Here is a 12,223-nt window from a genome sequence, read left to right on the forward strand (position 1 = left end):
CATGGAGGGGCGGATCGAGCGATCCGCCCTGCGCATCAGAAGTGAACTGAAGCACCTACATAAGGGCCATCGGCAATGACGTTATCTTTACGACCGTCTTTGCCATTCATGGTCATGTATTTATAACCTACACGAACATCAACCAGGGAGATTGGCTGGAAGCTGACGCCGCCTGATGCTTCCTGGTAGTCGTCGATATGGCTGGAGAAGGCGTCCGGAGAGTAGTAGTACTCACCGTAAACGTTGAACATCTTAGTCACCGGCACCCGCACGCCGCCGCCGACCGCAACGGCATAGCCGTCTTTGCTGTCAGTGGGGTTGGTGGACATCACTTTTACGCCAGGGGAGAGGAACACATCGCCAATGGCGACGTTGTAGCCCAGACCCAGGCTCTCTACATTGCCGTCATGGTCGCTGCGCAGCCAGTCGCCTGAAAGCGCAAAGCCTGGCGAGTTAGTTCCCAGCCCTACACGCACGTGGGTGTAATCCTCACCGACGTTAACGCCGCCGTCGATTGCCTGCGCGGATCCTGCCAGCGCCAGAAGCGCCAGTGCGCCTGCGGTAGTTGCCACTGCTTTCATTTTTTTATCTCCTGATGAATTTACTCACGCCTTTATCGGGCGGCCTCGCAGAGTAAACTAACTGGGGACTGAATTAAATGAGACAGGGCCTTATCCCCGGAGAATTTAGTTAACATTACAAATCATCTGGTAACAGGATGTGTTCCTCAGACCGTGGCCCAGAGCAAATGCCCAATCGCGGGCGCCATTACCACCGTCACCACGCCCGAGAGCATCATCACCAGGCTTGCCACCACGCCCTCTTCCTGGCCCAGCTCATAAGCATGAGCCGTTCCGGCCCCATGAGAGGCCGCGCCAAACCCGGCACCTTTTGCCATGCCCTGTTTTACCGCCAGCCTGATAAACAGAAGATCGCCCACCGCCATGCCAAACACGCCAGTGATCACGACAAACAGCGCCACCAGGTCCGGTTGCCCGCCAAGCTGTTTCGCCGCGGCAAGCGCAAACGGAGTAGTGATGGAGCGCACCGCCAGGCTGCGCTGGATCTCCTCTGGCAGCGTCAGCAGCCGCGCCAGCCATACCGAGCTGAATATGGCCACCGTTGTGGCGGTAATGACGCCAGCGGTTAACGACATCCAGTGACGCCTGATAATGGCCAGGTTTTCATATACCGGTACGGCAAAGGCCAGCGTGGCTGGCCCCAGCAACCAGAGCAGCCAGTGGCTCTCACCAATGTAGTTCTGCCACGAGATATGCGTGACCAGCAGCAGCGCGACCAGTACCAGCGGCGTCATCACCAGCGGCATCATCAGCAGCTTGTGCCAGCGGCGGTAGAGACGCTTATTAAGGAAATAGATACACACCGTGGCAAGCAGGCAGAGCATGCTGATAAGAAAGCTGGTCATTCCGCCCCCCTCTTCTTGCGCTCTGCCAGCCAGATTTCCAGGCGATAAACCCGATCGACCACCAGCGCCGTCGCGCCCAGCACCAGCAAAGTGCTGAGGCCAATCACCAGCATAATTCGCCAGCCCTCTACCCGCAGCAGCTGCGAGTAGTTAACTACCGCGACCACGGCCGGAATAAAGAACAGCAGCATTTCAGCCAGCAGCCAGCGCGAACCCGCCTTCACCCAGCCCAGCGGCAGCACGCGCAGCATGATTAAAGCCAGTAACAGCAGCATACCGACGATATTTGCCGGCAGCGGCAGATGGAATCTGTCGACCAGTTCCTGCGCAACCAAAAAGAAGGCGATATAGAGTGCAACCTGAAGTGGAACCTGAACACGTTGCAGCCAACCCGTTCTTTGCGAGCTAAGGACCAACGCCATGCTCTCTTCTCCCCTGATGTATCGAGCCACCAGTATAAAACGGTTACAAAGAGTGAAAAAAATGACTTAATATTATTCAAACTATGCCGTACAGGAATGATTATGGACGTTCGGGCCTTGCGCTATTTTGTCGAAGTGGTACGCCAGCAGAGCTTTACGCGGGCGGCGGAGCAGCTGTATGTCACTCAGCCCACCATCAGTAAGATGCTGCGTCAGCTTGAGGATGAGCTGGGCTGCACGCTGCTGATCCGTGAGGGCCGCAAGCTGCATCTGACCGATACCGGTCAGGCTGTTTATCAGCGCGGGATGACCATCCTTCAGGAGTTCAAGCAGCTTGAAGCAGAGATCAGCGATATTAACGATTTGAAAACGGGCGAGCTGCGGTTAGGTATTCCGCCAATGGTGGGGATGCAGATTGCGGGTTCAATCTCCGCCTTTCGCCAACGTTATCCTGGCGTGGAGCTGAAAATTTCTGAATTTGGCGGCTTAACGGTTCAGCAGGCGGTGCTCTCCGGAAGCCTGGATATTGCGATGACCGCGCTGCCGGTTGCCGATGATTTACCCCTTAACGCTTTGCCGTTGATGAGCCATCCGCTCTGCGTGCTGGTGCCGCGCACCAGGGAATGGCTGCGGCGCACGCATATTCCTATTGCCGAGCTGGCCTCGCAACCTATCCTGATTTACAACGAAGAGTTTTCCCTTAATCGTCAGCTGATGAAGGCTTTTCAGTCCAGCGGCTTTACGCCGCAGATAGCCGTGCGCAGCGGCCAGTGGGATTTTTTAGCGGCAATGGTACAGGCCGGCATGGGCGTGGCCATTCTGCCGGAGCCAATCTGCCAGCGACTGGATAAAAAGCACCTGCTCTGGCTGCCGCTGGAGTCCGATCTGGTCTGGAAGCTGGGGCTTATCTGGCGGGAAGGCAGCTACCTGTCAAAAAGCGCTCAGGCCTGGATAGCCTGCTGCCGCGAGTTCTGGCCCGGTCAGACCCCGACGCTGTCGGTAGGGTCGCGCACATAAGAGGCTATGCCCGCCAGCACACGGAGGGGTGATGCATGCTCCTCAGGTGTACGCTCTCTTTTAACTCTCTGCCAGAGACAAACGGTCGCCGCGCCGATGCTACCTGTTGCGGCGATCTGCCCTGAAGAGGGTTTAAATCAGCAGCTAAGCCTCCGCTATTACATTCCGGCATAACCAAATCTTCTCTGCCTCAATAATCATTCAGTTATTTTGATAAAGTAAAGCAAATAGCTCAGCTTTCATTCATGCCTTCTCACGCCTATGATTGTTCACATCGGAGCATAAAGCCTCCCCAATAAATTAAAAAACTCAGGAAACAATTATGAAAACCATCAAAACTTTAGTTGTAGTTACCGCCCTTTCTCTGGTTTCTTTCACCAGCTTTGCTCAGAGCGTTACCGCCTCTGCTTCCACGCTGGATGGTGCAGTTGCTAAAATTGCCGCCGAGGCTCATCAGGCCGGTACCACTTACAAAATCACTGGCGCTCGCGTAGACAATGGCGCTTACGTCTCGGCTGAACTGGCTAAATAAGTCTCTTTGCCTGAGCCAGAGCTGAAAAAGGCCGCCCAACGGGCGGCCTTTTTGTCTCTGCAAACCGGTATGCAATCGATCTGTAAATACTCTGGCCCGTGATATCAGCGTACGGGCGAAGTGATCTACTCTTCCTTCTCGATCAGCAATGCCTCCAGCAGATCGAGGTCGTGCAGCAGCTTTTGCATCGTCTCGTTGCTGATCTTCTGCGTGGCGCGCAGGTGATAGAGTTCACCCCGTTCGGCGCGCAGCGCAGTCAGGCGGAAGCGGCGTTCAAGGTTCTCGGCGTAGAGTGAACGCTCCATATCCTCTTTACCCACCACCCGACGACGAAGATTACCTGTAACCCGCGAACTCACCTCTTTAATCAGTTCAGGATCGATATTCTCTTCCGTATCCACCACCAGCCGCTCTTCCATCTTATGCAGGCTCTCAATGGCGGTACCGGCCATGATCGCACGGGCCATCTGAATCTCGTGCCGGTGCGCGTTCTTATCCTTACCGGCAATGCCGCGCAGCAGCAGCGGCAGCAGCACAACGCCCACCAGTAGCGAGAACAGGATCACGCCTGTAGCCAGGAACACCAGCTCATAACGCGCCGGGAAAGCGTCGCCGTTGCTCAGATAGAGCGGAATAGAGAGGACACCGGCCAGGGTTATCGCCCCACGAACGCCTGCGAAAGAGGCGATCAGCAGCTCGCGCAGCGAGTAACTGGTGAACTCCATCGGCTTCTTCTTCAGCAGCCGTTTGCTGATCAGCTGCATGGTCCAGAGCCAGCCGAAACGCACAACCATCAGCGCGGCGTAAATCAGCACCACGGAAAGCATCAGCATCCACAAATCGACGTTCGGGTCAGCATCCGCCTGGGTGACCGAGATCTGCAAAATAGCCGGTAGCTGTAGCCCCAGCATCAGGAACACCATGCCGTTAAACACAAATTCCAGCATCTGCCAGACGCTGTTGGCACGCAGGCGCATAGCCAGCGGAGCCTGACGGATAATCCCGGAACGGGTGATGGTCATACCGGCCGCAACCGCCGCCAGAATGCCCGATACGCCGATATGTTCCGCAATGAGATAAGAAGCAAAAGGCAGCAGCAGCAGCAATACAGTTTGCGTGGCGGGATCGTCTCCGCTCCAGCGGCTGAACAACCGCAGCGATTTCCCGTACAGCCAGCAGATAGCGATACCCGCCAGCAGGCCGCCAATCGCCACTTTTAAGAATTCGATGGTGGCGCCGGAGACGGTAAACACCATCGTTCCCATGGCTACAGCCACCGCAAACTTCAGGGAGACCAGGCCGGAGGCGTCGTTCATCAGCGCTTCGCCCTGCAAAATCGACATGATTTTTTTCGGTATCCGCCCCTCGCCCACAATGCCGGAGAGCGCCACGGCATCGGTTGGTGAGAGTACGGCTGCCAGCGCAAAAGCAGGCAGCAACGGGATCCCCGGCACCAGCCAGTAAATCAGGTAGCCAATCCCCACTACCGTAATCAGAACCAGCACCAGGGCCAGACCGATAATCTCACGCCCGTGGTGCAAAAATTCGCTGGTTGGCGTTTTCCAGCCGTCAGCAAACAGCAGCGGCGGGATAAACAGCACCAGGAACAGCTCAGGATCGAAGTCGACATGCAGGCCAAACGTCGGCCAGGCGAGCAGCGCTCCCAGGCCTATCTGCACCAGCGGCAACGGGATTTGAAAGGGAATAATGCGGGCGGCAACGCCGGAAAGCGATACCATCAGCGTTAAGATGAGGATAGTAAAAAAGATTTCCATGTTTTCCTTATACGTCTTCCTGGGGAGTGCTAAAACTCAGACGAAAATGTGATCAGACTCAGTGAATAGTAAAACAAAAAGGGCAAGGGTTTAAAAACAGGAAGTGCCTATTTGCAGAAAAAACCGGAGAGAAAGAGAGAAACGGGAGCCGTAAGCCGGCTCCCGGAAAATCAGATTGCCCAGCCACCAGCATAAAATGCCACCAGCGCGACCGCGATGATCACCGTGCCAGCGTTCAGCTTGCGCCATTCGCCTGCGAATATCCGGCCAATCACCAGTGAACCGAAACCAAGCATGATGCCGGTAACGATGTTACAGGTCAGGACGATAAAGACCGCAGCCAGCAAACCGGACATCGCATCGACAAAATCCTCAAAATCAATTTTCGATACGTTGCTCAGCATCAGCAGACCGACATACATCAGCGCGGGCGCTGTGGCATAGCCCGGAACCAGATAGGCCAGCGGAGAGAGGAACAGGATCAGCAGAAACAGGATGCCAACCACAATTGCCGTCAGGCCGGTTTTACCGCCTGCCGCCGTACCCGCTGCGGATTCGATATAGACCGCCGCAGGAGAAGCGCCTACCAGCCCGGAGAAGATGCTGCTGAGTGAGTCCGTGGTCAGCGCTTTACCGCCGTTGATGATCTGATTCTCTTTATCCAGCAGGTTTGCCTGCCCCGCCACCGCACGGATAGTACCCGTGGCATCAAAAACGGCGGTCATTACCAGCGCCAGTACGCTTGGCAGCACCGCAGGTTTCAGCGCGCCGAGGATATCCAGACTGAACACCAGCGAGTTGCCCTGGGTGTCGCTCAGACTCGGCATGGCAAACAGCCCCTGATATTTTACCGCCGGGTCAAAGATCAGGCCAAGAATGGAAATGACAATAACCGTCAGCAGGATGCCGCCAGGCACGCGCAGTTTTTCCAGGCCAAAGATCACCGCCAGCCCCAACAGCGACATCATTACCGGGAACGACGCAAAGTCTCCCAGCGCAACAGGCAGGCCGGGCGCCGGGTTTTTCACCACCAGACCGACGCCATCAGCGGCAATCAGCAGCAGAAACAGGCCAATCCCCACGCCGGTGCCGTGCGCCACGCCCATCGGCAGGTTACGCAGGATCCAGGAACGAATGCCGGTGGCAGAGATAATGGTGAACAGAACCCCCATCAGGAAGACGGCGCCCAGCGCCACGGGCACGCTGATATGCTGGCCCAATACCAGGCTGAACGCGGTAAAGGCGGTCAGAGAGATGGCACAGCCGATAGCCATGGGCAGGTTAGCCCACAGCCCCATAATCAGTGAACCGAAGCCCGCAACCAGACAGGTTGAAACAAATACTGCCGCCGGAGGGAAACCCGCTTTGCCCAGCATGGAGGGAACAACAATGACGGAATAGACCATCGCCAGGAAGGTCGTGAGGCCTGCTATGATTTCCTGGCGAACAGAACTGCCGCGCGCAGAAATTTTAAACCAGCTGTCCAGTGAACCACCGGGCTGATGAGAAGGAGTCGACATAGTGAAAAATCCCCTGAGATTTCTTATGAGTTATTGATGCGTGACGCATGAAGCAGACCTCGTTCAACGTTTTACCATCCCAGGACACTCTGTTCGCAGACCGCAAAAAAACCCATTCAGGGGCGGCGGTTGGAAAAAAGGCAAACGTTTACTACGCCACGCAAAAGGCTAACATTTAAAGGCAAACGATTATCCAGCGTTTATTACTGCATTTTCAACTTTTGTTTGTGCCTGTTTTTGCACAAACTCTGAGCCAGCTCCTTGCGGTTTAATTCCGCTACAGAGTCCGGAAACTCTACCCATCTGCCCTGCCGCTTCGTAATAGTGATTTCTTATAGCTGAAGGGGCCGGAGTGGACGCTGAAACGCTGGACGTTTTCAGGGGAAAAAAAATTCAGCTGAGTTGCACTTCTCCGCCCTTTTGCAGGGCGCGCTGCCAGGCGGCACGGTTCTGCACTTTTGCCAGCCAGGCCTGAATGGCGGGAGAGGTCGCCGCGCCGCCACGGGCGCTCAGCGCCTGAAGGGGGAAGCTCATCTGCACATCGGCAATGCTGAAATGCGCACCGGCAAACCATTCGTGATGGCTCAGGTGCTGTTCAATAAAGTCTCTGTGCGTCGCCAGTTGTTTATCCAGATAAGCTTTCTGTATGCCCTTGCCAAAAGCGTTGCCAACGGGCCGTAACAGCCACGGCACCGGGGGCTGCCCCATCCGGCTGAAGATCAGCTTCATCACCAGCAACGGCATAAGAGAGCCTTCAGCATAGTGCAGCCAGTAGCGAGATTGCAGGCGTGCTTCCTCATCCAGAAGTTTCAGCCTGTTTTCTGCATCATATCGCTCAGCAAGGTACTCAAGGATCGCACCCGATTCCGCAATAACCCGATTATTATCCGTAATAACCGGAGATTTACCCAGCGGATGCACTTTTTTTAACGCCTCCGGCGCCAGCATGGTGGCTTCCCGCTGGTAAAGCTTAATCTGGTAGGGAAGCTCTAACTCTTCCAGCATCCAGAGTATGCGCTGCGAGCGGGAGTTATTAAGATGGTGAACAGTAATCATGCGCTAACCTTGTGTGAAACGGAGTGTTAGCAGTATAGACCCCGCTCAGGCATGGGGCTTATTCCTGTTCAGGCTCCAGCAGAATAGCGCCGGTGCCTCGCGCCCCTAACTGATCATTGGGATTACGCAGCGGGCAATCCTGCATGGAGAGACAGCCGCAGCCGATGCAGCCATCCAGATCGTCACGCAGCCGGGTCAGGGTTTCAATTCGCCGGTCCAGCTCTTCCCGCCACTTTTCCGTCAGCACTTTCCACTCTTTAGGCGACATGCGGTGCCCGACAGGAAGCTGCATCAGATGATCGCCAATCGTCGCCAGCGGAATTCCAATGCGCTGTGCAATTTTCACAATCGCCACCCGACGAAGCACATCACGATGGTAACGCCGCTGATTGCCGGCGTTACGGAAGCTGCTGATTAATCCTTTGCTTTCATAAAAGTGCAGGGCAGAAACGGCCACACCACAGCGCCTGGCAACGTCGCCTGGGGTCAGCTCCCGCTTATTGGGGCAATTGCGATTTATTTTCATTCAGGCCTTTACCTCAAGTTAACTTGAGGAATTATACTCAGCAACCATTGAGAAGACGAACCGAAATTTCTCACCAGGGAGAAGAGCAGTATGCATGACGACATCATTCACACCCTTACCGACTGGATTGAAGGCAATCTCGATAAAACGTTGTCGATTGACGAAGTGGCTGCAAAATCGGGCTATTCAAAATGGCACTTACAGCGGATGTTTCGTACCGTCACTAAACAGACGCTGGGCAACTATATCCGCGAGCGCCGCCTGACGCTGGCGGCTGAAGCGTTACGCCAGACGCAGCGCCCGGTATTTGATATCGCCATGCAGTATGGCTACGACTCACAACAGACCTTCTCACGCGTGTTTCGCCGTCAGTTTTCGCAGACCCCCACGGCTTACCGCCACATGATGCGTCGCCAGTCGCTGATCCGCCCTTCAGGTTATCGCTTCGATTGCAGCGATTTCGCCACGCATGCCTGTGCCAGTGTGACCGATAAAACAATCGCGCCGGTCTGCGGCTGAGAGCCAGCCTCCTCCTTGCTTCAGCGACTCAGGGTTATGAAGGGCGTTGTCCCTGCCATAACTGTTCAGAGCCGTCGGCTGTTCCGGGGCGCGGCCTGCGGATCCTGGCCCCAAAATGAGGGGGAGAAATACCAGCCGCCGCCCAGCTCTTTGATGTGGTACATCGCCGCATCCGCCCTGGCCAGCAGTGCCTCCCCGGAAGGATGATCTCCGGCGAGCGCCACGCCAATACTCAGGGATTGCGAGACCGTTTTGCCGTTCCCCAACTGAATCGGCTCCCGCATCGCCTCTGTGATATTTTCCGCCGCTCTTGCCGCCTGTCCGCCACTTTCGATTCCGGTCAGCAAGACGGCAAACTCATCGCCTCCCAGTCGGGCAACCATATCTCCCTTGCGTAAATTATCGCGCAGGCGCTGCGCGGTTGCTGCCAGTACGGTATCTCCGGCGGCATGGCCATGGGTGTCGTTCACCTCTTTAAAACGATCGCTATCGATAAACAGCACCGCCAGTTTGTCTGCCATCAGAGGATCGTTACTCCGCTTTTTCAGTTCCAGTTCAAAAGCCTTTCGGTTGGGTAAGCCGGTCAGCGCGTCATGCAATACCTGATGTGCCAGCGAATCATTTTCACGTTGCAGGTGATGCTGCCACTCTGTCAGCTCATCCAGCAGGCTGTTGAAATCGCCGCTCAGCTTATTCAGCTCTGCAATAGAAGAAGAAGGCACCCGCATTGAGAAGGCGCGACGTATCCGGACATCGTGGGCCACAGAGGCAATATTCAGCAGGCCGCTCAGGATCCCGGTATGCATTCTGTTTGACAGCCAGAAGGCGAGAATAGCGGTGATCAACAGGCTGCCGCTCAGCCATTTCAACGCCTGGCTGAGATAGTGCATCACCCGGCTGGCATCACCCGTCAGCCACACTTCACCAACCTGCTGTCGGGAATGCATGATGGGCACGCTGACCGGCTGCGGGAAAAGCCAGTGTGTTACCAGCTCTCCCGGACCTTCAGCATGTCGGGTGCCGGAAGCTGGCCAGTTGACCAGCACCTTTTTATTGGCATCAAGAACCCTGGCCTGACCGAACTCTGCTGTTGCCGCAATTTGCCGGACAATATCGCTGGCGGTGGCACTGTCGCCCCCTAACACCGCGGGTTCCAGACTGTAGCCCAGCGTAGTGGCGACCAGTTGAAGGTTATTTTCTGCATAACTGCGCAGCGCAAACAGAGACAGCACCGACAGCGAGCCCCCGCTGAACATCAGCGACACGACAATGATCGCCAGATAGATGCGTTGCAGAGATTTGCGCAGCGTCGGCAATGGCTTTTGGCCCGTTGTTACAGCCTGCTCAGAATAGTCAGACATGCCTCCTCCCTCGCCTGAATGGCGGTGAATGAGCGTTGAGTTAAAAACACAAAAGCTCCTTTCTGTTTTTATTGCCCGCTGCTGACCAATTAAGCCGTTATTCAGTGAGCTAATTTTCAGGCAAAGCCTGCCCGTCCCGTAAAATGCAAAGGGATGAGAGGTAAGGATTTTGATTAAGAAAAAGCCTACAGCCCATGGGCGGGTTGCACAACGTTTAGCAGGTCGGATTCATCCCAAAGAGGAAATTTGACTTAATCCTGAAATAACAGAGGCGCAAAACGCCACGCAAATTAGCTATCAACTAAATGGCGGATTAACTTCCCTTACCGCCGGAAAGATAACGCTAAGGGGCAGCGTAAAATAATAAGCCAGACCTTTAGTTAATAGAATTAATTGTCATTTCCCGTCTCAAAAATCAGCCTGCCTCCGGCTCCGCTAATAATATTCTTAATAACGAAATCATGTTTTTCTGACGAACAGCGTACTGGCAAGCGCTGTTCCGGCATGATGCCACAGTAATAATTCAGCTATTCACGATTTATGGAATAATTATGTAAACCTCAGGAAATAAAAGCTTATTTAGCACCGCCGCAAAAAACTACCATACCAGGGCTAAATTTTATTCAAATTTTAAAATCGAGTGATATAATGTGACCGTCATCACACTTCTGCGCCTCTTTGTGTCTGCTCAGATAGAAAGTAACCTGGCAACTTTTCATCTGAACGGGTGATGACGCGGCCTTTTGTCAGGGCAGTCTTACCTGGAGTATAAACAGATATGGGTACCTTAACCGCTAGCCTGGTATTGATGAGATGGGAACTGGTTAGTGCAGTAATGATGTTTTTAGCCAGCACCTTTAACGTGAAGTGCCGTAAAACCAGCCGTAACGGCATCGCTTTCATTTTTACTGGTGTAGGGATCGGCATGTCATGCTGGTTCGTTACAGGGCTGTTAGGCATCACCTTGAGTATGGAAAATCTGCACAACTTCTGGCACATCACTAAAGATGTGTTCATCGACGTCATGAGCCACACCCCTACTGATTATCCTATGCCCTGAAAACAAGCGAGCCGATTTCTCCCGGAGAAACGGCTCGTTAATCCGATCGGGTAATTCAGATCTTTTTAAGCGCTACCGGCAGTGGCGTGACGTCAGAAGTCGCGGGCAGATTAGCCGCCTTCTTTTCCTGTAGCCACATATCACCCATCATTTTATCCAGACCCATATCAAGCCCAGTTACCAGGCCAGCACCCGGCGTAAAGGTAAGCTCACCAAAGTAAATCTGCCCTTCATTGATGTACCAGTCTACCCGCACATAGTCAAAATCACTGGCCAGCTTCTTACTGAGTGCCAGCGCCTTTTCCAGCGTTTCTCTGTCGCCGCTGATATCCAGCCCCGTGTCACGGATTTTGTAGAAGCACTGTTGCAGGCTGTTCACATAAAAGTTCATAGAGAGTGGCGCATTACCGCAGCGGTTGTAGATAATCTGCAGAACATACTCAAAGTTGCCATCTTTCTTGTTGAACATGTGGAATTTATAATCCACAGCGGCAAGTTTACCGTCGCCCACATACTCCTCCACAACAATCCGCGGCTTAATATAGCGGTAATGGATCTCACGGGAATGGTGTGAGAAATCGCGGCTCAGCCACTCTTCACAGCGTTTAACCAACAGCTGTTTCTGAATACAGTCCGGCTCTTCCAGCAATATTTCTACCATACCAGAACCATGGTTCGGTTTAATCACGGTATTTTTAAGCGATTTAAGACCAAGCAGCGTGATCGGGTCTGCCGTTTCATGCAGCATGGGAATTAAATACTCTTCACCAATTGTTTTTGCTATGTAGTCGCGCACCAGAAATTTATCCGAAAGGTTGCCATAGCGAACATAGTCGCCGGTAACAAATTTCCTGTACAAAATCTTCTCATTAAATAACTTTGGCTGGTGTATGTTAGGTAACCGCTTAAATCTGTGAAAATAATGAATTCTGTCCTGATAGGACCAAGGCATTTTTTTAAGCAGGTATAAGACGCCTTTTCTCAATTCTGCTTTGAGTTTTAACATTTT

At 53.9% G+C, this 12,223-nt stretch carries 13 protein-coding genes; 4 read left to right on the plus strand and 9 right to left on the minus strand.

What is annotated here, in order from left to right:
- Positions 1 to 35 precede the first annotated feature (35 nt).
- The 3 genes from AAH450_RS13970 to AAH450_RS13980 all read right to left on the minus strand — a co-directional run bounded on the left by AAH450_RS13970 (position 36) and on the right by AAH450_RS13980 (position 1,848).
- On the minus strand, positions 36 to 581 hold the full coding sequence (locus tag AAH450_RS13970) for a YfaZ family outer membrane protein (RefSeq protein WP_342910748.1): 546 nt from the start codon (positions 579 to 581) through the stop codon (positions 36 to 38).
- Positions 582 to 727: 146 nt separating this feature from the next.
- Complete coding sequence (locus AAH450_RS13975) at positions 728 to 1,426, minus strand: LrgB family protein (protein ID WP_342910749.1); 699 nt, start codon at positions 1,424 to 1,426, stop codon at positions 728 to 730.
- Positions 1,423 to 1,848: a CidA/LrgA family protein gene (locus AAH450_RS13980; RefSeq protein WP_342910750.1), complete on the minus strand. Its 426-nt coding sequence runs from the start codon at positions 1,846 to 1,848 to the stop codon at positions 1,423 to 1,425. Before AAH450_RS13980 ends, AAH450_RS13975 begins: the two co-directional genes overlap by 4 nt.
- A 102-nt stretch (positions 1,849 to 1,950) precedes the next feature.
- On the opposite strand from AAH450_RS13980, the gene AAH450_RS13985 reads away from it, so the two are divergent.
- Together AAH450_RS13985 and AAH450_RS13990 are read left to right on the plus strand one after the other, a co-directional pair.
- Positions 1,951 to 2,865 (plus strand): LysR family transcriptional regulator, encoded by a 915-nt coding sequence (locus tag AAH450_RS13985; RefSeq protein ID WP_342910751.1) that lies wholly within the window; start codon positions 1,951 to 1,953, stop codon positions 2,863 to 2,865.
- A 322-nt stretch (positions 2,866 to 3,187) separates the two neighbouring features.
- Positions 3,188 to 3,397: a DUF1471 domain-containing protein gene (locus AAH450_RS13990; protein ID WP_342910752.1), complete on the plus strand. Its 210-nt coding sequence runs from the start codon at positions 3,188 to 3,190 to the stop codon at positions 3,395 to 3,397.
- 125 nt (positions 3,398 to 3,522) lie between these two features.
- Here AAH450_RS13990 and AAH450_RS13995 read toward each other — a convergent pair whose 3' ends face one another.
- From AAH450_RS13995 to soxR, 4 genes are all read right to left on the minus strand, one after another.
- Positions 3,523 to 5,172 carry a Na+/H+ antiporter gene (locus AAH450_RS13995; protein ID WP_342910753.1) on the minus strand — a complete coding sequence of 550 codons (1,650 nt, stop codon included), beginning with the start codon at positions 5,170 to 5,172 and terminating at the stop codon, positions 3,523 to 3,525.
- 170 nt (positions 5,173 to 5,342) lie between these two features.
- Positions 5,343 to 6,692 (minus strand): NCS2 family permease, encoded by a 1,350-nt coding sequence (locus AAH450_RS14000; protein WP_342910754.1) that lies wholly within the window; start codon positions 6,690 to 6,692, stop codon positions 5,343 to 5,345.
- A gap of 393 nt (positions 6,693 to 7,085) precedes the next feature.
- The gene (locus tag AAH450_RS14005; RefSeq protein ID WP_342910755.1) at positions 7,086 to 7,748 is read right to left on the minus strand and encodes a glutathione S-transferase family protein; all 663 of its coding nucleotides are present in this window, start codon (positions 7,746 to 7,748) and stop codon (positions 7,086 to 7,088) included.
- Positions 7,749 to 7,806: 58 nt separating this feature from the next.
- Complete coding sequence (gene soxR, locus AAH450_RS14010; RefSeq protein ID WP_342910756.1) at positions 7,807 to 8,274, minus strand: redox-sensitive transcriptional activator SoxR; 468 nt, start codon at positions 8,272 to 8,274, stop codon at positions 7,807 to 7,809.
- A gap of 90 nt (positions 8,275 to 8,364) precedes the next feature.
- Between soxR and soxS the strand changes: the two genes are divergently transcribed.
- A complete protein-coding gene (soxS, locus tag AAH450_RS14015; RefSeq protein WP_342910757.1) occupies positions 8,365 to 8,793 on the plus strand; it encodes a superoxide response transcriptional regulator SoxS in 429 nt (142 codons plus the stop codon).
- A gap of 65 nt (positions 8,794 to 8,858) precedes the next feature.
- On the opposite strand, the gene AAH450_RS14020 is transcribed toward soxS, so the two are convergent.
- Positions 8,859 to 10,154 (minus strand): diguanylate cyclase DgcN/YfiN, encoded by a 1,296-nt coding sequence (locus AAH450_RS14020; RefSeq protein ID WP_342910758.1) that lies wholly within the window; start codon positions 10,152 to 10,154, stop codon positions 8,859 to 8,861.
- A gap of 778 nt (positions 10,155 to 10,932) precedes the next feature.
- On the opposite strand from AAH450_RS14020, the gene AAH450_RS14025 reads away from it, so the two are divergent.
- Positions 10,933 to 11,214 carry a YjcB family protein gene (locus tag AAH450_RS14025; RefSeq protein WP_342910759.1) on the plus strand — a complete coding sequence of 94 codons (282 nt, stop codon included), beginning with the start codon at positions 10,933 to 10,935 and terminating at the stop codon, positions 11,212 to 11,214.
- A 55-nt stretch (positions 11,215 to 11,269) separates the two neighbouring features.
- Here AAH450_RS14025 and AAH450_RS14030 read toward each other — a convergent pair whose 3' ends face one another.
- Complete coding sequence (locus AAH450_RS14030) at positions 11,270 to 12,220, minus strand: ATP-grasp fold amidoligase family protein (RefSeq protein ID WP_342910760.1); 951 nt, start codon at positions 12,218 to 12,220, stop codon at positions 11,270 to 11,272.
- Positions 12,221 to 12,223: the final 3 nt, after the last annotated feature.

It is taken from the genome of Erwinia magellanica (genome assembly GCF_039023495.1).
In the GTDB taxonomy this organism is placed as follows: Bacteria; Pseudomonadota; Gammaproteobacteria; order Enterobacterales; family Enterobacteriaceae; genus Erwinia.

Excerpts from the sequence above, each read along its gene's own strand:
- AAH450_RS13970 (WP_342910748.1), bottom strand. The coding sequence starts at position 581 with ATGAAAGCAGTGGCAACTACCGCAGGCGCACTGGCGCTTCTGGCGCTG.
- AAH450_RS13975 (WP_342910749.1), bottom strand. The coding sequence starts at position 1,426 with ATGACCAGCTTTCTTATCAGCATGCTCTGCCTGCTTGCCACGGTGTGT.
- AAH450_RS13980 (WP_342910750.1), bottom strand. The coding sequence starts at position 1,848 with ATGGCGTTGGTCCTTAGCTCGCAAAGAACGGGTTGGCTGCAACGTGTT.
- AAH450_RS13985 (WP_342910751.1), top strand. The coding sequence starts at position 1,951 with ATGGACGTTCGGGCCTTGCGCTATTTTGTCGAAGTGGTACGCCAGCAG.
- AAH450_RS13990 (WP_342910752.1), top strand. The coding sequence starts at position 3,188 with ATGAAAACCATCAAAACTTTAGTTGTAGTTACCGCCCTTTCTCTGGTT.
- AAH450_RS13995 (WP_342910753.1), bottom strand. The coding sequence starts at position 5,172 with ATGGAAATCTTTTTTACTATCCTCATCTTAACGCTGATGGTATCGCTT.
- AAH450_RS14000 (WP_342910754.1), bottom strand. The coding sequence starts at position 6,692 with ATGTCGACTCCTTCTCATCAGCCCGGTGGTTCACTGGACAGCTGGTTT.
- AAH450_RS14005 (WP_342910755.1), bottom strand. The coding sequence starts at position 7,748 with ATGATTACTGTTCACCATCTTAATAACTCCCGCTCGCAGCGCATACTC.
- soxR (WP_342910756.1), bottom strand. The coding sequence starts at position 8,274 with ATGAAAATAAATCGCAATTGCCCCAATAAGCGGGAGCTGACCCCAGGC.
- soxS (WP_342910757.1), top strand. The coding sequence starts at position 8,365 with ATGCATGACGACATCATTCACACCCTTACCGACTGGATTGAAGGCAAT.
- AAH450_RS14020 (WP_342910758.1), bottom strand. The coding sequence starts at position 10,154 with ATGTCTGACTATTCTGAGCAGGCTGTAACAACGGGCCAAAAGCCATTG.
- AAH450_RS14025 (WP_342910759.1), top strand. The coding sequence starts at position 10,933 with ATGGGTACCTTAACCGCTAGCCTGGTATTGATGAGATGGGAACTGGTT.
- AAH450_RS14030 (WP_342910760.1), bottom strand. The coding sequence starts at position 12,220 with ATGTTAAAACTCAAAGCAGAATTGAGAAAAGGCGTCTTATACCTGCTT.